This is a genomic window from Xanthobacter flavus (genome assembly GCF_017875275.1).
Lineage (GTDB): Bacteria > Pseudomonadota > Alphaproteobacteria > Rhizobiales > Xanthobacteraceae > Xanthobacter > Xanthobacter flavus_A.
Window position 1 is genome coordinate 2,492,468 of the sequence record NZ_JAGGML010000001.1, and the last position, 19,075, is coordinate 2,511,542.

Sequence of the window (19,075 nt, forward strand, 5' to 3'; positions counted from 1 at the left end):
TTGCCTTGGCCAGATGCAGCCCCTAACTGTCGAAGGTAAATCCGGCGCAGGGTCTGCCGGTCAGTCCGGGGTCGCGCTCATGTCTGCGTCGAGTGCCGCTTTGACCGTTTCAGGCCGCACCGTGCGGCGGCTCGCGGTGATGTCCGCGCTCGCCGTTCTCGCCGCCCCCATCGCCGCGACCCCTGCGGCTGCGCAGGAGCTGACGCGCCTCTATGCGCCGAAGCCGCCCGCCGGATCTGCCTATGTCCGCGTGGTGGACCTTGCCGCCAGCGGCGCACCCATCGGCATCGGGACGGCGCCGGCCGCGCCCATCCCCGCCGGCGACACCGCCACCATCTACCGCATCGTGAAGGGCGGCGCGCCGCTTTCGGTCAGCCTTGCCGGCAAGCCGGCCGAAGGGAGCATCATGCCGGCGGCCGATGCCTTCTCCACCGTCATCGTGCCGGCCTCGGGGCCCGCAGTGGTCATCACCGATCCCACCGAGGGCCGTAACGATCTGAAGGCGCAGCTGCGCGTCTACAATCTGGTGCCCGGCTGCGCCGCGAGCGTGACGGTGGCGGACGGCGGCCCCGTCGTGTTCGAGGGCGTCGCCACCAACGACACCCGCCAGCGCGCCATCAACCCCATCGAGGCGGTGCTGGCCGCCACCTGCGGCGCCGCGGTGTCGCAGCCGCTGAAGCTGCCGCCGCTCAAGGCCGGCGACCACTACAGCCTGTTCCTGCTGCCCGGCGCGAACGGGCCGAAGCTCGCCGGCCAGCGCGACGAGACCGAGCCCTATCGCGGTCCGGGCAACTGATCCGGCCCCATGGTCTTCGCCTCCGACAGCTTCCTGTTCCTGTTCCTGCCGGTCTTCCTCATCGTCTATGCGCTGACGCCGGGCCTCGCGCGCAACGTCGTCATTCTCGCCTTTTCCTGGCTGTTCTATGCCTGGTGGCGCGCGGACTTCCTCCCCCTCATCGTCTCCATCGCCATCTGGTCGTGGGCGACGGGCCTGTGGATCTCCCGCGCGGAGGGAAGGGCCCGGGGATGGGCGCTGTTCATCGGCATCGTCTGGCCGCTCGCGTCCCTCGTCTGGTTCAAGTACGCCAACATGCTGGTGCATTCGGCCGAGGTGCTCACCGCCTCGGTCTGGGGCTGGCCGGACGTGCTTTTGCCCATCGGGCTTTCGTTCTTTGTCTTCGGGGCCATCTCCTATTCCACGGACGTGTTCCGGGGGACGGTGAAGGCCGAGCCCTCGTTCGTGAACTATGCCACCTACCAGTCCATGTTCGGCCACCTCGTGGCCGGCCCGGTGGTGCGCTACGAATGGGTGGCGCAGCGCCTGAAGGAGCGCACCTTCCACCGGGCCGAGTTCATGTTCGGCGTCGAGCGCTTCATGCTCGGCTTCGCCCAGAAGGTGCTGATCGCCGATACGCTCGCCCCCATGGTGGATGCGGGCTATGCCATCGCCCATCCCACCACGATGGACGTGCTGCTGGCCGTCACCGGCTACACGCTCCAGCTCTATTTCGATTTCTCCGGCTACAGCGCCATGGCCATCGGCCTCGGCCTCATGGTGGGCCTTAAGTTCCCGGAGAATTTCGACAATCCCTATCTCTCCACCTCGCTGGCGGAGTTCTGGCGGCGCTGGCACATCTCGCTGTCGAGCTGGCTGCGGGACTATCTCTATATCCCGCTCGGCGGCAATCGCGGGTCCACGGGCCGCGTGTCCGCGAACCTCCTCATCACCATGGGGCTCGGGGGCCTGTGGCATGGGGCCAGCTGGACCTTTCTCATCTGGGGCCTGTGGCACGGCTTCGGTCTCATGGTGGGTCGCGTGTGGAAGAATCTCGGCCTGCCGGGGACCGGCGCATGGCTCGGCCACGTCCTCACGCTCGCCTTCGTCATGGTCGGCTGGGCATTGTTCCGGGCGCAGAGCTGGGCCGAGGCGGGGGTGATCTTCTCCGGACTCACCGGGAGCAACGGCGTCGCGCTGAGCCCGTCCATGGGCGCGGCCATCCGCCCGGTGGAGATCGCGACGCTCGTACTCGGCATCGGCCTGATCTACCTGCCGAAGCTTCTACGCATCGATCCGTCCGCGCCCAATCCCGGCCACTGGCTCAGGGCCTGGGCGGCGCTGCCGCTGTTCCTGTTCGCCGTGCTGGTGCTGCAGGGGCGCATGGTGGTGCCCTTCCTCTATTTCCAGTTCTGAGGGGGGACGATGCCGCATCTCGCCCGCGCCCTCGCGACCCTCGCCTTCCTGGCGTTGATGCTGACCGGCCTCGGCTTCGTCGCCGTGCATCTCAGGGGTGAGGAGGCGCGCACCGCGCTCGCGGCAGCGGCGACCCGCGAGAATGTGCTGGATGGCCGCTTCACCGCCGTGCTCGACAAGCAGATCACCGCCGGCTTGCCCCAGCTGACAGGGCTTGAGGATGTGGTCTCCGGCCTCGCCTACAAGGTGCTGGGGGATGCCGGCGATCTCGTGCGCGCCGGCTGCCCCGGCTGGCTGTTCTACCGCGAGGAGCTGATCGAGACGCGGGGCGCACGAGCCAATTTCGAAACCCGGCTGAAGATCGCGGCGAAGATCCGGGATGCGTTCGCGGCGCGAAACCTCGCTTTGGTGGTGCTCCCCGTTCCGGACAAGGCGTTGCTGGCGGCGGAGCATCTGTGCGGCGCCTCCGTCTCCGGCGAGGCGCGCTGGCGGTCGCAGGCGTGGTGGTCGCAGAGCGGTGCGCTCGGGCTCGATCAGGTGGAGATCGCGCCCGGCTTTCCCGGTGCCGACGGCTTCCTGCGCACGGACACCCATTGGAACGTTGCCGGCGCCAAGCTCGCCGCCGGCCGGGTGGCGGAGGCGGTGCGCCGGCGCATCGGTCCGGGCACGCAGAAGATCACCCTTTCGCAAAGCCCACCCAAGGCGCGCGTGGGCGACCTCATGCGTCTCGCGGGGCTGGAGCGCACGTACAGCTGGTCCGGCCCGCAGCCGGACGAGGAGCCGGAAGTGTCAGCCGCCATCGCCCGCACCGGCGGGCTTCTCGATGACGTGCCGGGACCGCAGGTGGTGCTCGCCGGCTCCTCCTTCTCCCGAAATTCCGGCTTCCTCGAATATCTTCAGGCCGCGTCCGGCACCGAGGTCGCGCAGAGGAGCCGCGACGGCTCCGGCTTTGCCGGCCAGCTTCTCGAACTTCTGATGGACGAGCCGCAGATTCTGGCTGAAACCCGCCTCGTGGTGTGGGAATTCCCCATGCGAGCCCTCACCCGGCCGCTGACGGATGTCGAGCGCCGCTTTCTGGGAGATGCGAAATGATGAAGGTCGCCGGCGCTGGACGCGCATTCACCCGCCGCGGCTTCCTGGCGACGAGCATGCTGGGCGGCCTGCTGGCGGCGGGCATCGCCGGCCTGTCCACCCCAGCGGCGGCGCAGAACAGCGGCATCATTTCCGGCAAGGACGGCTGGCTGTTTCCGGGCTGGGAGAGCATCTCCGTCCTCGACCGCTCGGGCATTACCGCCAACGTCATGCTGATGCAGGAGACGAAGGCGGCGCTTGCCGCACGCAACGTGACGCTGATGGTCATGGTGGTTCCCATGAAGGCGCCCTTCTACAGGGAGAAGCTGCCGGACGGGACGACGCTCTCGGCCGACGTCGCCGGCCAGTATGACTTCATCCTCGACCAGCTGAGGAAGGCTGGCATCGACACGGTGGACCTGCGCCCGGCGATGAAATCGGTGCAGACCGGCAAGCAGACCAGCTTCTACCGCGCCGACTACCATTGGACCGCCTGGGCATCCGAGGCGGCGGCGGACGCGGTGGCGCAGGCCATCAAGGCGAAGGTGGGCAAGCTCGCCGGCAGCCCGCCCGGCGACAAGCTCGGCGAATGGGTCACGCAGCGCCATCTCGGCGATCTTGCCCAGCGCTTTCTCACGCCGGACCAGCAGAAGCAGATTGGACCGGACCTCTACACCGTCCGCACGCCGGCGCCGGCCAAGGCCTCGCTGGTGGATTCCGCGCCAGCGCCGGTCCACATCATCGGCAACAGCTTCGTGCAGCCCTATCTCGGGTTTCCGCAGAAGCTCTCCAACGCCCTCGACCGGCCGGTGTCGCTGACCTGGAATCCGGGGAATGTCGGCCCCTGGGCGACCTTCCTGCAATATGTGGGATCTCCGGACTTCGCGAAGAGCCCGCCGCAGGTGCTGCTCTGGCAGTTCAACGAGGGGCCGTTCCACAGCGGCCCGCAGGCGACCGACCAATGGGACGTCCCCTCCATCATGCCCCCCCAGACCTGGCGGGAGCGGATGCTGGCGGCGATCCGCAGATAGGGTTCGGTTAATAAACCCTGCAGAAGTGTTAACGGCGCCCGGAGGCAATCTTCTCGGGCGCCGTTTTTGTTTACGATCGGGTAACGTCTGGGGCGGCGAAGTAAAAAATTCGTTTACGCGGGCGAATATTATCGGGTCTCGTTAAGGTTAACTGTGGTTTAAGTAGTCGGTGCCATGGTGAGGCCATGAGCACCGCGATTCATTTCCGCACCTGCCTTGCCCCCACCCTCGACCGGGATCGGAAGAGGCTTTCGCGCGGCATCGCGCTCAGCCTCGTGCTGGCGAGCTCGGCCGCCGCGCTGACGCTCGCGGCGACCCCCGCCGGGGCCCAGACCCAGCCAGCGCCGCAGGCGCAGCAACCGCCGCAGGCCCAGCCGGCGCCCCAGGCCACGCGAACGCCGGAGCTGACGGGGGCGGCTTGGGTGGCGGCTGATCGCGCCTATGCCGCGCAGCGGGACAAAAGATACGCGGATGTCGTGACCTATGCCCGCGAGGCGCTGAAGCTGCGCCCCGACGTGGCGCGGCTCTGGCTCTTGCTGATGGATGCGCTGGACGCCCAAGGCAAGACTGCCGAGGCGGTGGTGGTGGGCAACGAGGCGATCGCCGCCGGCATCACCGATCAGGCGCTCACGGCCCGTGTCCGCTCTCAGAGCCGCGTGCTGGCGCAGGAACCGTCCGTCGCCGCCAACAAGGCGCTGGAGGCCCAGAACCCGAAGGCCGCCATCGAGCAGGCGCGCAAGGCCATCGCGCTGGTGCCGGACGATCTCAGCTATCGCGTGCTCCTCATCTACACGCTGCTGGCCGATGGCCAGCTGGACGCGGCCGACAAGGCGGCGAGCGAAGCCATCCAGGTCGATCCCCAGTCTTTCCTGCCGCGCACCCTGCGCGGCTATGTCCGCATGCGCCTCGGCAAGGTGGCGGAGGCAGAACAGGATTTCGACGCCGCCCTGAAGGATGAGGTGCTCTCCGGGCCGACCGCCCGCGACGCGCGCGTGGTGATGGCCGACGCCGCCATTGCCGCGAACCACCCCCAGCGGGCGCTCAAGCTTCTGGAATCGGTCGAGCCCGATGCGGCGGTCCAGGCGCGGCTGCGGGTCGCCCGCGCGCAGGAGCGCAACCCGAAGACTGTTCCCGCCAATGCGGCCCAGACCCTGCCGGTGCCGTTCCAGAAGTGCATCGACACGCCCTATGGCCCCTCCTGCAGCCTCATCCCCGCCACCACGCCGCCCGGCGGGGGCGTGAGCGACACGCCCGGCTACGACGCCGCGCTCGAAGCCTTCGGTGCCTATCGCGAGGGCAACGACAATCTGTCCGAGGCCCGCATCCGTGAGGCGCTGAAGGAAAACCCCGGCAATGCCCAGTGGCGCCGGCTGCTGATCGATTCGCTCGACCGCTCGAAGAAGTACAAGGAGCTGGATGTCGTCCTGCGCGAGGCCATCAGCCAAGGCGACAACGATCCGGCCCTGATCGCGCTCCGCGCGGCCAACGACAAGCGCCTCGCCGAGCCCATGGCCGTGCAGGCCATCAAGGACATCGGCCGCGGCAAGGCCGCGAGCGCCGTCACCTCCGCCCGGCAGGCGGTGGAGCGGGCGCCCGACGCCCTCATCTTCCGCATCGTGCTCATCAATGCGCTGATGGCGGCGAACCAGTTCAAGGACGCCGAGACGGCCGCCACCGGCGCGGTCGCGGACAATCCCAACGAGCCGCTGCCGCACATCCTGCGCGCCTGGCTGCTGCAGAAGACCGGCCAGCGCGAGGAAGCGGCGCGGGAATTCGACACCGTTCTCAACAGCAACCTCCTCACCGACCTGGAGGAGCTGAACTACCGGCTGATCGCGGCGAACGCGGCCATGGCGGACGGCAAGCCCGAGGAGGCGCTGAAGGCGCTCGAACCCCTCGACGCGGCCAAGAACAAGGAGGTCGGCGTCCTGCGCAAGCAGGCGGAGGCCCAGGCGAAGGCGCCGAACGCCGCCAAGCCCGCGCTTCAGCAGCCGGCCGTGCTGTGCCAGCCGACGAGCTATGGCGTCATCTGCTCGGTGTTCGCCAATCCGCAGATGCAGGCGCCGGGCGTGGCCGGGCTCAATCCGGGTGCGCCGGGCTATGCGGCGGCCACCGCCGCCTATGCCGCATTCGCCCGAAAGGACTACGGGACCGCCATCACCGAGGCGCGCCGCGCGGTGGATGCCGACCCCGGAAATCGCAATTACCAGACGCTGCTGCTCAACGCCTTGTCCTCCGCCGGCCGCTACGGCGAGGCCGAGGCGGTCGCCAGCCGGCTGCTGGCGGCGAGCCCGCGCGATGCCACCCTGCTGGTGCAGCGGGCCAATCTGCGCCTGCAGGCGAAGGATTTCTCCGGCGCCGTCGCCGACTACAAGGCGGCGCTCGGCTCGCCCAACCTGCCGCCGGCCCAGGTGCGCATCGTGCGCCTTGGTCTCGCCGACGCCGCGCTCAACGCCAAGCAGCCGGAGGTCGCCATCTGGGCGCTCCAGCCCTACGCCAACGAGGACAGCTACGAGGTGCAGGCCCGCCTCGGCTTCGCCTCCCTCGCGCTCGAGGACAAGGAGGGCGCGCTCAATGCCTTCACCCGCGCGGCGGCGCGGGCGCGCACCCCGCAGGAGCGCATGGCGATGCTCACCGCCCGCGTCAGCGTGCTCACGCAGCTCGGCCGCAAGGACGAGGCGCGCGCGCTGTTCCAGCAGGCCTACAACAGCGGCGCCCTGCGCGGCATGAAGCCGGTGGACCTCGCGGTTCTGGCCAGCCAGGCGGGAGAGGACGAGCTTGCCTACGAATACTTCTCCGAAGCCAACAGCCGCTGGCGGCTGCGCGGCACCAATTTGATCAATGCCGCCTACAATGCGCGCCGCACCTATCACAACGCCGAGGCGGTCGATTACTTCAAGTCCGCCATCGACGAGGCGCGGGAGGGCAAGCTTCAGCTCGATCCGCAATATCTGTTCGGTCTGAGGCGCGAGGTCGCCGAGCTGACGCGCACCTGGGGCGCCTACGCCTCGGTGAGCTACGGCCCGGTGGGCGTGGCGCCCGGTTCGTTCCTGGTTCCGCAAACGTCCAACGGCGCCAACAACACGCTGGGCGCGGGCGGTGAAATCTACTGGCGCCCCCCCGGCATCGGCTATCGCGACGGTTCGATCTTCGAACTGTTCGTGCGCGGCTTCGGCACGCTCTATTCCGACGCCGGCGGGGCCACGGGCTTCGACACCATCCAGGGCTCGGTGGGTGCGCGCTGGAAGCCCTTCTCGACCGAGAACCTGGTGTTCGAGATTTCCTATCTCTTCCCGGTTGGCCAGTTCTCGCGCAACGACATGCTGCTGCGCACCGCCTATTCGAAGGCGGAGGGCACGGATCTTCGGGTCGACGTGGACAACTGGCGGGCCTGGCAGATCTATGCCGACTACAATTACTTCGTGAGCCAGCCGCAGACGATCGCCACCTTCGAGGGGCGCTATGGCCACGCCTTCCGGATGGACGCGATCTCCGACCATCTGGTGTTGTGGCCCTATCTCGCCATCGGCGGTGGCTACGACACCGGCTATGCGACGCCGTTCGCCATGGGCATCGGCCCGGGTCTCACCGCCCGCTACTGGTTCAATGAGGACGAATACACGGCGCCGCGCTCGTATCTCGACTTCACGCTCCAGTATCGCTTCAAGCTTGCGGGCGACGATCGCGCCCAGGGCATCTTCGCCGGCGCCTTCCTCTCCTACTGAGCCGGAAGACGCAGCAAGGGTGTTGGGAAACAAGGGCTTGCGCCACATCAAGGCGCAAGCTCCCGAGGGGCGGCATGATCGGGGCATGACCTGCCCCGATACGAACACCCTCCTCGCCCGCTACGGGCAGCCGGTGCCACGCTACACCAGCTACCCCACCGCCCCCCATTTCTCGCCCGAGGTCGATGCCGCGACCTACGCAGGCTGGCTGAAGGCGCTGCGGCCGGACGGAACGGTCTCGGTCTATATCCACGTGCCGTTCTGCGCCGAGCTGTGCCTGTATTGCGGCTGCCAGACCGCCGTTGCACGCAGCCGCACGCCGGTGAAGGCTTATGCCGACCGGCTCGTGGACGAGATCGGCCTCGTCGCCCGCCATCTTCCGGGGCGGATGACGCTTACCCATCTGCATTTCGGCGGCGGCACGCCCACCATGCTGGCGGACGAGGACTTTGCCGCGATTATGCTGGCGCTGCGGGATGTCTTCGCCTTCGCGGACGATGCCGAAATTGCCATCGAGATCGATCCGCGGGTGATGGATGCGGACAAGGTGGCGGTGCTCGCCCGGGAGGGCTTCAACCGCGCCAGCCTCGGCGTGCAGGATTTCGACCCGAAGGTGCAGGAGGCCATCGGCCGTCACCAGTCGCTGGAGGAGACGCAACAGGTCGCGGACGCGCTCCGGGCGGCCGGCATCGGCGCGCTGAACCTCGATCTCATGTATGGACTGCCGCATCAGGATCAGGCCTCCGTGCGCCGCACGGTGGAGGCGGCGCTGGCGCTCGATCCCGACCGCATCGCCGTGTTCGGCTATGCGCATGTGCCGTGGATGAAGAAGCATCAGGCCCTCATCCCCGAACAGGCCCTGCCCGGCGCGGCCGAGCGCCTCGCCCAGGCCGAGCTGGTCGCCGATATCCTGGCGGGGCACGGCTACCGGGCGGTGGGGCTCGACCATTTCGCCAAGGCGGACGACCCCATGGCGCGGCGCGCGGCCGACGGCTCGCTCAAGCGCAATTTCCAGGGCTACACCACGGATGACGCCCCGGTGCTGATCGGCTTCGGCGCCTCGGCCATCGGCGCACTGCCGCAGGGCTATGTACAGAATCTCGCCGCCACGCCCCAGTGGCACAAGGCGGTGGAGGGCGGCGCGCTGCCCATCGCGCGGGGCATCGCGGTGAGCGACGAGGACCGGCTGCGCCGCCATGTCATCGAGCGGCTCATGTGCGACCTCGCCGTCGATCTCGATGCCGCCTGCGGGAGCCTCGGCTTCCCGCCGGACACGTTCGCGGACGAGATGGCGGCGCTGGAGCCCCTGGTCGCCGACGGCCTGGCGGTGCGGCGTGGTGGCGTGGTGGAAGTGCCGGAGGCGGCGCGGCCGTTCACCCGGGTGGTGTGCGCCGTGTTCGATGCCCGCCTTTCCGCCAGCCGGGCGGCAGCGCCGGAGAAGAAGCGGCACGCGGCCGCAGTCTAGAGCACGCGCCGATCAGCGTGCAACGCGAGCTGATCGGATAACGCGTTCTCTATCCATAAGTGAGAGGGCGATTCACCGATCAAATTGATTCAATTTGATCGGATCGCGCTCGAGCTGCCGCATCCCCGGCTGCGATGTCAGCAGACCAGCGCTTCCGGAATCCGACCGACCTCACCTCTTGACGCAAAAGAAAAGGCCCGCCGGGGCCGGTGGGCCGGGAGCGGGCCAAGGGGGAACGCTGCTGATCGGAGAGGATGCAGCGTGCCGGGGGAAGAACTCAGGAGTTCAGGCGCTTCAGGGTCGCGCCATCGCGCAGCACCACCCGGCGCGAGGACGGCAGGGCGATGGCGGAAATCTCTTCCAGATGGGTCAGGGTCCGCGACACGGTCTCGATGGTGAGGCCGAGGAAATCGGCGATGTCCTGCCGCGACATGGGCAGCGTGACTTCGGTCCCGTTCGGACCCTGGCCGGCGCCGGCGCGCTCGGCCATGTCCAGGAGGAAGGTGGCGACCCGTTCCTGGGCGGTCTTGCGGCCCAGGACGAGAAGGTGATTCTGCGCGCGGCCAAGCTCGGCCGCGGTCAGCGCCCACAAGGCGTGGGCGAGCTCGGTATCGTCGGAGGCGCGGGAAAAGAGGATCGAGCGCTTCACCCGGACGATCTTGCATTCGCTCACCGCCTCGGCGGAGAAGCGGTGACGGCCGGTCATTTCCCAGCCGAACACGTCGCCGGGCAGGCAGAAAGTCTCGATCTGGCGCCGGCCGTCGCCGAGCAGCTTGCAGATGCGCACCGCGCCGGACAGGACGATGTAGAGGTTTTCGGCCGGCTGATCCTCGCCGAAAATCTCCGCGTTGCGGGCGTAGCTCGCAACCACTCCGAGGCGCGCGACCACTTCGGTGGGGGTTCGCGTGTTAGCCTCCTCGGTCCAGCGATGGGCGGGCCGTGCGGAAGACAGGGGCGCTGCGTAGGACTTGCTGTCATACGTCCGGGACTGGGCGTAGGGCTTGTGGGCGATCGCTGCTGCGGGGCTCGGCATCGGTTGACCCTTCCATCGGTGTTGGGAAAGGGATAACCGGCGGAACGCACGGGAAAAATTCGGATCGAACACTTAAGTCGGTCCCCTTAGGTACTATTACGTAGCGGCCGGAGGTCGCATAAACTGGCCCAAAGAAATCAAGTGGTGGGGGGGATGTGCCTTTGACGCGCGGGCGGAAGGAAATGCTTGGCGATGCCGCGCGCGGCGCCGGCGCCGGGCTCGTGGCGCTGCTGCTGTGCCGCGTCGCCGGGCTGCAACCGCTCGGCGGAAACGCGCTCCTGCTCCAGCTCGCGGTCATCATCCTCGTGTCCGGGCGTGGGCTCTTCGCCGGCGGCGCGGCGGTGGCCGTCGCCTTTGCCGGCGGCATCGCGTTGCGCGGTCTTTCCGGCATCGACGCCCGGGTGGACCTCGCGGCACCGGCGCTGTTCCTGGCCGTGGGGCTCGGCATCGCGGTGCTCGGCGAGCGGCTGCGCCGCACCCGCCTCGCTGCCGTCGCGCGCGACCGCGACCTGCTGGCGCGCGAGGCGCACCTCTCTTCCATTCTCGACACCGTGCCGGACGCCATGGTGGTGATCGACGAGCGCGGCATCATGCGCTCCTTCTCCACGGCGGCGGAGCGCCTGTTCGGCTACACCGCGGCCGAGGCGGTGGGGCAGAATGTCTCGGTGCTCATGCCCTCGCCCCATCGCGAAGGGCACGACGGCTACATCACGCGCTATCTGACCACGGGCGAGCGCCGGATCATCGGCATCGGGCGGGTGGTGGTGGGCGAGCGCAAGGACGGCACCACCTTTCCCATGGAGCTGGCGGTGGGCGAGATGCGCTCCACTTCGGAGCGATTCTTCACCGGCTTCATCCGCGACCTGACCGAGCGGCAGCAGACCGAGGCACGCCTGCAGGAGCTTCAGGCCGAGCTTGTGCACATCTCCCGCCTCACGGCCATGGGCGAGATGGCCTCGACGCTGGCCCACGAGCTGAACCAGCCGCTCTCGGCCATCGCCAACTACATCAAGGGCTCGCGTCGCCTTCTCGACAGCGGGACGGTGCAGGTGGAGGTGTTGCAGGGGGCGCTGGAGAAAGCCGGCGAGCAGGCCCTGCGCGCCGGCCAGATCATTCGCCGCCTCCGGGATTTCGTGTCCCGCGGGGAAAGCGAGCGGCGGGTGGAGAGCCTCGCCAAGCTGGTGGAGGAGGCGAGCGCCCTGGCCCTGGTCGGAGCCAAGGAGCATGGTATTCAGGTGCGTTTCCTCTATGATCCCAAGTGCGATCTCGTCCTGGCTGACAAGGTTCAAGTCCAGCAGGTGCTGCTGAACTTGATGCGCAACGCCCTGGAGGCAATGATGGAGACGCCGCGCCGCCAGCTTCTGGTCCGGACCGAGGCGGTAGAGGACGATATGGTGATGGTCAGCGTCTCGGACACCGGGCACGGCATCTCCGCCGAAATGGGGGCGCAGCTGTTCACGCCGTTCGTCACCACCAAGCGGCACGGCATGGGCGTGGGGCTGTCGATTTCCCGCACCATCATCGAGGCGCACGGCGGCCGCATCTGGGCCGAGCCCAATCCTGGCGGCGGCGCCGTATTCCGATTCACCCTCCGCGCCGTGGGCGATGCGGAGGCGGTGCATGATTGAGCAGGAGACAGCGGTGATCCACGTCATCGACGACGACGATGCGGTGCGCGAATCCCTCGCCTTCCTGCTCTCGACCGCCGGCCACGTGGTTCACGAGCACGCATCCGCCCGGCTGTTCGTGGAGGCGGGGCTGCCCGGCGCGGACCCCTCCGCGAGCTGCATCATCACCGACGTGCGCATGCCGGACATGACAGGCATCGATCTGCTTCAGCACCTGAAGGAGAAGGGCTCCAGCGTCCCGGTCATCGTCGTCACCGGCCATGGCGACGTGCCGCTGGCGGTGGAAGCGATGAAGCTCGGCGCGGCCGATTTCCTGGAAAAGCCGTTCGACGACGTGGCCATCCTCGACACGGTGAAATCCGCGCTGGACCGCCGCCAGAAGACCAACCAGCACGACGCCATGCGCGGGCAGGTGGTGGACCGCATCTCCGGCCTTTCCCAGCGCGAGCGGCAGGTGCTGGAATGTCTGGTTGCCGGACAGGCCAACAAGACCATCGCCTACGAGCTTGGGATCAGCCCCCGAACGGTGGAGGTCTACCGCGCCAACGTGATGACCAAGATGAAGGCGCAGAGCCTGTCAGAGCTGGTGCGCATGGCGCTGCTCGCCGGCATCGCGCCGCGTCAGGCGTGATCGGGCTACCGTTCCGCGCGCTCTGGCGAGCTTGGCCCGAATCGTCTTGATCTAGCGCAAGGCCCCTCGACCCCCTCCCAAAGTAGATTGTAACCCGGCGACCACGCGGACCCGCGAGCGGGTCGTGGGAGATGTTTTGGGATGATGGCGTTGGAAGAGCCGCCCGCGTTCGTCGTCCACATCGTCGACGATGACCCGGCGGTCTGCAATTCACTGAAATTCGCCCTGGAAGTGGACGGCTTCAACGTGCAGACCTATGCGCGCTCGGAGGAAGTGCTCGCGGCCGACCTGTCCTGCGGTGGTTGCATGATTGTGGACTACAATCTTCCCGGCATCAACGGCCTCGACCTCCTGCGGGAGCTGGACCGGCGGCACGTTCATCTCCCGGCCTTCCTCATCACCAGCAATCCGGCGCTTCATGTGCGTCGGCGCGCCACCGACCAGGGGGTCGCCATCATCGAGAAGCCGCTCCTTGGCAACCAACTAGCCGAGGCGGTGCGCGACAGCTTCGACCGCTCGCGCCCCTGCTGACGATTTCACCTTTCCCGGACGCTTCGTATTCCCTAGCGTTATCGACGGACAGCGGGCCGGCCTGACTCCGTGCCCGAAGCATCGAGGCCGCCATGACCACGCGCAATCTCGACGCCCTCTTCCACCCCCGCGCCATCGCCCTCGTGGGCGCCAGCAACCGCACCGGCACCGTCGGCGCGCTGGCCGCGCGCAACCTGTTCGAGGCGGGGTTCGAGGGACCGATACTCTCCGTGAACCCGAAGGAGCGGGCGATCCGCTCTTCGCTCAATTACGCCTCGGTGGCGGACCTGCCGATCCCGGTGGACCTCGCCGTCGTCGCCGCGCCGCCGGACCAGGTGCCGGGGGTGATCTCCCAGCTCGGCGAGAAGGGTTGCCGTGCCGCCGTGGTGCTGCCCGCCGGCTACGGGCCGGGCGAGCAGTTCGAGGGGGCGGAGCAGCGCCAGGCGCTGCTGGATGCGGCGCGCCCGCATCTCTTGCGCATCATCGGGCCCAACGGCCTCGGCTTCATCTCCACCCGCGCCCACATCAACGCCAGCATCGCCCACCTGATGCCGGCCAAGGGCGATGTCGCCTTCGTCAGCCAGTCCGACACCATGACGGCGGCCGTTCTGGACTGGGCGCATGCCCGCGGTATCGGCTTCTCCCATGTGGCGGCGCTGGGCGAGAAGGCGGACGTGGATTTCGGCGACCTGCTCGACTATCTCGCCCTCGACAACACCACTCGCGCGATCCTGCTCTATGTCGAGAGCATCGCCGATGCCCGCAAATTCATGTCGGCCGGGCGCATCGCGGCGCGCGCCAAGCCGGTCATCGTCATCAAGGCCGGGCGCAGCGTGGCCGGGGCGCAGGCTGCCTTGTCCCACACCGGCGTGCTTGCCGGCAGCGACCTCGTGTTCGATGCCGCCCTGCGGCGCGCCGGCATGCTGCGCGTCCACGAGATGCGCGAACTGTTCGAGGCGGTGACGACGCTCTCCGCCGGCATCCGCCTGGCCGGCGAGCGGCTCGCCATCCTCACCAACGGCGGCGGTGCCGGCGTCGTGGCGGTGGATGCGCTGGAGGGCAGCGCCGGCCGGCTCGGCACCCTCCTGCCGGGGACGGTCGAGGCGCTGGACAAAGCCCTGCCGCGCACCTGGTCCCGCTCCAATCCGGTGGATATCCAGGCCGATGCGGACGGGGCGCGCTACGGCGCCGCCCTCAAGGCGCTTCTGGCCGACAAGGGCTCCGACGCGGTGCTGGTGCTGCACGCGCCGAACGCGCTCTCCGACAGCAGTGCCGCCGCCGAGGGGGTAATGGCCGTGCTGGAAACGCGCCCCCGTGCCCCCGTGCTCACCTGCTGGCTCGGCGAGAGCGCGGCCGCCAATGCCCGCCGCCGCTTCGCCGGCCGCCGCATCCCGACCTACGACACGCCGGACGAAGCGGTGCGCGCGTTCGGCCATCTGGTGGCCTACCAGCGCAACCAGACCCTTCTCATGGAAACCCCGCCCGCGCGCTCCTTCGACGAGCCGGACCGTCCCGCCGCCCGCCGGCTGGTGGAGGGGGTTCTCGCCGCCGGACGGTCCGCCCTCACCGAGGTGGAGGCGAAGGCGGTGCTCGCCGCCTACGACATCCCGGTGGTGGACACCCGCATCGCCACGACCCCGGAGGAAGCGGGCCGCCTCGCCGCGGAGATCGGCTTCCCGGTGGTGGTGAAGGTGCTGTCGCACGATCTCACGCACAAGTCCGACGTGGGTGGCGTGCGGCTCGACCTGCGCACCTGCGCCGCAGTCGAGGACGCGTGCAGGGCCATCATCGCCTCGGTGGCGGAGAAGCGCCCCGGCGCCCGCATCGAGGGCTTCACGGTGCAGGCGATGATCCGCCGGCCCAATGCCCAGGAGCTGATCGCCGGCATCGGCTATGACGAGACTTTCGGCCCGGTGGTTCTGTTCGGGCAAGGCGGCACGGCGGTGGAGGTCATCGGCGACCGGGCGGTGGCTCTGCCGCCGCTCAACGGCGTGCTGGCGCGCGAGATGATCGAGCGGACCCGCGTGGCCAAGCTGCTCGCCGGCTATCGCGACCATCCCCCGGCCGACATGAACGCGGTCGCCTGTACGCTGGTGAAGGTGGCCGAACTGCTGGCGGACCTGCCGCAGATCGCCGAGCTGGACATCAACCCGCTGCTTGCCGACGAGCACGGGGTCCTCGCCCTCGATGCCCGCATTGTCGTGCATCCGACGCGGGTGGAGGGCACCCGCCGCTTCGCCATCAAGCCCTATCCCTCCGACATGTCCAAGAGGCTGGACCTGACGGACGGTTCGACGGTGGCCCTGCGGCCGATCCGGCCGGAGGACGAGCCGGGCCTCGTGGATGTGGTGCATCGCTCCGATCCGCAGGACGTGCGGATGCGCTTCCTCGGCTCGGTGAAGGACTTCCCGCACCTGATGGCGGCGCGCCTCTCGCAGATCGACTACGACCGCGAGATGGCCTTCGTGGCGCAGGAGGACAATGGGGACATCTGCGGCGTGGTGCGCATCATCGCCGATCCGGACAACGACGCCGCCGAATACGCGATCATGGTTCGGTCGGATTTCAAGGGCAAGGGTCTGGGCTTCCAGCTGATGAGCGAGATTCTCGCCCATGCGCGGAAGCGGGGACTGAGGCAGGTGTTCGGCGACGTGATGCGCGAGAACGGTCCGATGCTGCGCCTCGCCGAGGACCTCGGCTTCAAGGTGACGCCGGGCAGCGAGGATCCCTCCGTGATGCGGGTGGTGCTCAATCTCGACATGCCGTCGGCTGTTGGTGCCAATGTACCGTTGGAGGTTTGACGGCTGTGACCGTTCCGGCGATATCCCTATTGCCACCCGTTCAGGCAAGGCCCACGATACCGTTGGTTTCCGAACTCGGACAACCGGCGACGTCGAGCGCCGGAAGGGTTCGGGGGAGGAGAAGATGCGCCGGAGGCCGCCCGGCCACCAGTCTGGTGGCAAGGAACGGGAACGCCGTCGCCATGATCTGCATGAGTGAATCGTGAGCGATGCCAATGAAGTAGCGCGAGGGCCCTGGCAATCGGAGTATCTTGCGCTGCATGATCCCGTCACCAGCCTGCCGAACCGCCTTCTCATGATGGAGTTCCTGTCCGGCGCGCTCAGCTCGCCGCAGGAAGGCAGGCGGACGCTTGCCGTGTTCGCGCTCGACATCGACAATTTCCGCCAGCTGAACGACATGTACGGCCTGGCCTCCGGTGATCTGATCCTCGCCGAGACCGCCCGCCGGTTGCGCCGCTGCGTGCGCGACAACGACCTCGTTGCCCGCGTGGGCGCCGACGAGTTCGTGCTGGTGGCCACGGGTCTCGCCGACACGAAGGCGGTGGACGGGCTTCAGCGCCGTCTGCAGGCCGCGCTGAGCGTTCCTGTTGCCCTGCCGTCCGGCGCCGTCGCCTATCCGCAGGCCGACATGGGCATCGCCCTCGCGCCGCTGGATGCGCAGGAACCCGACCGTCTGGTGCACTGCGCCGAGCTTGCTCTCAACCGGGCGAAGGACGAGGGGCCGGGCGCCTGCTGCTATTTCGCCGCCGACATGAACGACGAGATGGCCGGGCGCCGCACGCTGGAAGGCGACCTCCGGCGCGCCATCGTGTCGGACGAGTTCGTGCTGCTGTTCCAGCCGCGCTGCGACGCGCGCACGCTGGAACTGCTGGGTGTCGAGGCCCTGATCCGCTGGGATCATCCCCAGCTCGGCCGGCTCGCGCCGGACGAGTTCGTGCCGATCGCCGAGAAGAGCGGGCTGGTGATTCCGCTCGGCGAATGGGTGCTGCGCAAGGCCTGCGACACCATCTCCCGCCTGCCGGAGCTGAATGTCTCGGTGAACGTCTCGGTGGTGCAGTTCCGCAACGGCGAACTGGTCGGCACCGTGGAATCCGCGCTCCGGGCCACCAGCCTGCCGGCCCACCGGCTGGAGCTGGAGATCACCGAGAGCGTGCTCATCGAGAATACGGACAAGGCCCTCGACATCCTCGAGGGGCTCAAGAAGCTGGGCGTCCGCCTCTCCATGGACGACTTCGGCACCGGCTATTCCTCGCTCGGCTATCTGCGCACCTTCCCCTTCGATGCCCTGAAGATCGATCGCCGTTTCGTCGGCGACCTCGACCAGAGCAAGGGTGCCCTCGCCATCGTGCAGGCCATCCTCGGCCTCGGCCGGGCGCTCGGCATGCAGGTGGTGGCGGAAGGGGTGGAGACGGAGACGCAGCTCGCCGTCCTCAAGGCCGATTCCTGCGACGAGGTGCAGGGCTTCTATCTCGGCCGCCCCATGACCGAGGAGGCGCTGCGCGCCTATATCGCCGAGCGGCGCCTCGCGAGCTGAGGGCTCAAGCTCTTTCCCCGCCGTCGCCGTCCGGCCGTTGCGAACACGCGCAGAACGGCGGGCGAATTCCGGTCAGTCGAGCCATGGCGCCGGTCGATCCAGCGCGATCAGCGCGGCCGGATCGACGCGCGGGCGTACCACCGCCGCCTCATCCCCGCGCACCAGCACTTCGGGCACGAGCGCGCGGGTGTTGTAGGTGCCGGACTGGACGGCGCCATAGGCGCCCGCCGTCATCACCGCGAGGAGGTCGCCAGGCTGCACCTCCGGCAGCGGCCGGTCGAGGGCGAGGAAATCGCCGGTCTCGCACACCGGCCCGACCACGTCGGCCACCACCATGGCGGCGTCGGCCGCGGGCTCGGCCACGGGCAGGATGTCGTGGTGGGCCTCGTAGAGGGTGGGGCGGATGAGGTCGTTCATGGCGGCGTCCACCACCACGAAGGTCTTGCCCTCGCCCTTCTTCACATAGATCACCCGGGTGACGAGGATGCCCGCGTTGGCCACCAGCATGCGGCCCATCTCGAACACCAGCGGCAGCTTGATGTCGCCGAGCGCCCGGCCCACCACCTCGGCATAGGCGGCGGGGGAGGGGGGGATGGGGTCGGAAGCCGCGTAAGGCACGCCGAGGCCGCCGCCGAGGTCCATGTGGTGCAGCCTGTGGCCGGCGGCCATCAGGTCGCGCGCCAGCTCCGCCAGCAGCGTCACCGCATTCTCGAACGGCGCCATGTCGGTGATCTGGCTGCCGATGTGCATGTCCACGCCGGTGATGGCGAGGCCGGGCAGGCGGGCGGCGTAATCATACACCTCCCGGGCGCGGGAGATGGGGATGCCGAACTTGGTGGCCGACTTGCCGGTGGAGATCTTCTTGTGGGTCTTCGCGTCCACGTCCGGATTGACGCGGATGGAGACCGGCGCCTTCACGCCCTTCGAGACCGCGACCTGCGACAAGGCGTCAAGCTCCGGCTCGCTCTCCACGTTGAAGCACAGGATGCCGGCATCGAGCGCCTGCGTCATCTCCTCGCGCGTCTTGCCGACGCCGGAGAAGACGATGCGCTGTCCGGGCACGCCGGCGGCGCGCGCGCGCATCAGCTCACCGGCGGAAACGATGTCCGCCCCCGCGCCGAGCCGGCCGAGGGTGGAGATGACCGACTGGTTGGAATTGGCCTTCAGCGCGTAGCACAGCAGCACGTCGCGGCCGGCGAACGCCTCCATGAACACGCGGTAGTGCCGCTCCAGCGTGGCGGTGGCATAGCAATAGAAGGGCGTGCCCACCTCGGCGGCGAGCCGGGTCAGGTCCACGTCCTCGGCATGGAGGCGGCCGTTGCGATAATCGAAATGGTGCATCGGGGCGGCTTGTCGAAGGCTCGTTCCGCGCGCCGGCCGGGGGCGGCGCCGTCAGGCGTGCGCGGGTGGGCGAGGAAGGGTTGCTGTGTGGAA

The 19,075-nt window shown here is 68.6% G+C and carries 13 protein-coding genes; 11 read left to right on the forward strand and 2 right to left on the reverse strand.

Annotated features, from left to right (window positions below):
* Positions 1 to 79 precede the first annotated feature (79 nt).
* The 6 genes from J2126_RS12005 to hemN all read left to right on the forward strand — a co-directional run bounded on the left by J2126_RS12005 (position 80) and on the right by hemN (position 9,483).
* Positions 80 to 796 carry an alginate O-acetyltransferase AlgF gene (locus tag J2126_RS12005; protein ID WP_209487170.1) on the forward strand — a complete coding sequence of 239 codons (717 nt, stop codon included), beginning with the start codon at positions 80 to 82 and terminating at the stop codon, positions 794 to 796.
* A gap of 9 nt (positions 797 to 805) precedes the next feature.
* On the forward strand, positions 806 to 2,191 hold the full coding sequence (locus J2126_RS12010; RefSeq protein WP_209487172.1) for an MBOAT family O-acyltransferase: 1,386 nt from the start codon (positions 806 to 808) through the stop codon (positions 2,189 to 2,191).
* Between the two features lie 9 nt (positions 2,192 to 2,200).
* The gene (locus J2126_RS12015; RefSeq protein WP_209487174.1) at positions 2,201 to 3,283 is read left to right on the forward strand and encodes an alginate O-acetyltransferase AlgX-related protein; all 1,083 of its coding nucleotides are present in this window, start codon (positions 2,201 to 2,203) and stop codon (positions 3,281 to 3,283) included.
* The gene (locus J2126_RS12020; protein WP_245327291.1) at positions 3,280 to 4,293 is read left to right on the forward strand and encodes an alginate O-acetyltransferase AlgX-related protein; all 1,014 of its coding nucleotides are present in this window, start codon (positions 3,280 to 3,282) and stop codon (positions 4,291 to 4,293) included. Before J2126_RS12015 ends, J2126_RS12020 begins: the two co-directional genes overlap by 4 nt.
* Positions 4,294 to 4,478: 185 nt before the next feature.
* On the forward strand, positions 4,479 to 8,018 hold the full coding sequence (locus J2126_RS12025; RefSeq protein ID WP_209487176.1) for a bacteriophage N4 adsorption protein A: 3,540 nt from the start codon (positions 4,479 to 4,481) through the stop codon (positions 8,016 to 8,018).
* Positions 8,019 to 8,103: 85 nt separating this feature from the next.
* A complete protein-coding gene (gene hemN / locus J2126_RS12030) occupies positions 8,104 to 9,483 on the forward strand; it encodes an oxygen-independent coproporphyrinogen III oxidase (protein WP_209487177.1) in 1,380 nt (459 codons plus the stop codon).
* 277 nt (positions 9,484 to 9,760) lie between these two features.
* Here the strand turns inward: hemN and J2126_RS12035 are convergent, their stop codons facing one another.
* Positions 9,761 to 10,516, reverse strand: coding sequence for a helix-turn-helix domain-containing protein (locus J2126_RS12035; protein ID WP_209487179.1), 756 nt, complete (start codon positions 10,514 to 10,516; stop codon positions 9,761 to 9,763).
* Between the two features lie 182 nt (positions 10,517 to 10,698).
* Between J2126_RS12035 and J2126_RS12040 the strand changes: the two genes are divergently transcribed.
* The 5 genes from J2126_RS12040 to J2126_RS12060 all read left to right on the forward strand — a co-directional run bounded on the left by J2126_RS12040 (position 10,699) and on the right by J2126_RS12060 (position 17,641).
* Positions 10,699 to 12,144 carry a sensor histidine kinase gene (locus J2126_RS12040; RefSeq protein WP_209487181.1) on the forward strand — a complete coding sequence of 482 codons (1,446 nt, stop codon included), beginning with the start codon at positions 10,699 to 10,701 and terminating at the stop codon, positions 12,142 to 12,144.
* Positions 12,137 to 12,775 carry a response regulator FixJ gene (fixJ, locus tag J2126_RS12045; RefSeq protein ID WP_209487183.1) on the forward strand — a complete coding sequence of 213 codons (639 nt, stop codon included), beginning with the start codon at positions 12,137 to 12,139 and terminating at the stop codon, positions 12,773 to 12,775. The genes J2126_RS12040 and fixJ overlap by 8 nt, the downstream gene beginning before the upstream one ends.
* Positions 12,776 to 12,916: 141 nt before the next feature.
* A complete protein-coding gene (locus J2126_RS12050; RefSeq protein ID WP_209487184.1) occupies positions 12,917 to 13,306 on the forward strand; it encodes a response regulator transcription factor in 390 nt (129 codons plus the stop codon).
* 92 nt (positions 13,307 to 13,398) lie between these two features.
* Positions 13,399 to 16,107, forward strand: coding sequence for a bifunctional acetate--CoA ligase family protein/GNAT family N-acetyltransferase (locus J2126_RS12055; RefSeq protein ID WP_209487186.1), 2,709 nt, complete (start codon positions 13,399 to 13,401; stop codon positions 16,105 to 16,107).
* Positions 16,108 to 16,309: 202 nt separating this feature from the next.
* Positions 16,310 to 17,641 carry a putative bifunctional diguanylate cyclase/phosphodiesterase gene (locus J2126_RS12060; RefSeq protein WP_209487188.1) on the forward strand — a complete coding sequence of 444 codons (1,332 nt, stop codon included), beginning with the start codon at positions 16,310 to 16,312 and terminating at the stop codon, positions 17,639 to 17,641.
* Positions 17,642 to 17,713: 72 nt separating this feature from the next.
* Here the strand turns inward: J2126_RS12060 and lysA are convergent, their stop codons facing one another.
* On the reverse strand, positions 17,714 to 18,982 hold the full coding sequence (gene lysA, locus J2126_RS12065; RefSeq protein ID WP_209487190.1) for a diaminopimelate decarboxylase: 1,269 nt from the start codon (positions 18,980 to 18,982) through the stop codon (positions 17,714 to 17,716).
* Positions 18,983 to 19,075: the final 93 nt, after the last annotated feature.

What these genes read in the sequence shown, in the direction of transcription:
- J2126_RS12005 (WP_209487170.1), top strand. Translation starts at nt 80, where the DNA reads ATGTCTGCGTCGAGTGCCGCTTTGACCGTTTCAGGCCGCACCGTGCGG.
- J2126_RS12010 (WP_209487172.1), top strand. Translation starts at nt 806, where the DNA reads ATGGTCTTCGCCTCCGACAGCTTCCTGTTCCTGTTCCTGCCGGTCTTC.
- J2126_RS12015 (WP_209487174.1), top strand. Translation starts at nt 2,201, where the DNA reads ATGCCGCATCTCGCCCGCGCCCTCGCGACCCTCGCCTTCCTGGCGTTG.
- J2126_RS12020 (WP_245327291.1), top strand. Translation starts at nt 3,280, where the DNA reads ATGATGAAGGTCGCCGGCGCTGGACGCGCATTCACCCGCCGCGGCTTC.
- J2126_RS12025 (WP_209487176.1), top strand. Translation starts at nt 4,479, where the DNA reads ATGAGCACCGCGATTCATTTCCGCACCTGCCTTGCCCCCACCCTCGAC.
- hemN (WP_209487177.1), top strand. Translation starts at nt 8,104, where the DNA reads ATGACCTGCCCCGATACGAACACCCTCCTCGCCCGCTACGGGCAGCCG.
- J2126_RS12035 (WP_209487179.1), bottom strand. Translation starts at nt 10,516, where the DNA reads ATGCCGAGCCCCGCAGCAGCGATCGCCCACAAGCCCTACGCCCAGTCC.
- J2126_RS12040 (WP_209487181.1), top strand. Translation starts at nt 10,699, where the DNA reads ATGCTTGGCGATGCCGCGCGCGGCGCCGGCGCCGGGCTCGTGGCGCTG.
- fixJ (WP_209487183.1), top strand. Translation starts at nt 12,137, where the DNA reads ATGATTGAGCAGGAGACAGCGGTGATCCACGTCATCGACGACGACGAT.
- J2126_RS12050 (WP_209487184.1), top strand. Translation starts at nt 12,917, where the DNA reads ATGATGGCGTTGGAAGAGCCGCCCGCGTTCGTCGTCCACATCGTCGAC.
- J2126_RS12055 (WP_209487186.1), top strand. Translation starts at nt 13,399, where the DNA reads ATGACCACGCGCAATCTCGACGCCCTCTTCCACCCCCGCGCCATCGCC.
- lysA (WP_209487190.1), bottom strand. Translation starts at nt 18,982, where the DNA reads ATGCACCATTTCGATTATCGCAACGGCCGCCTCCATGCCGAGGACGTG.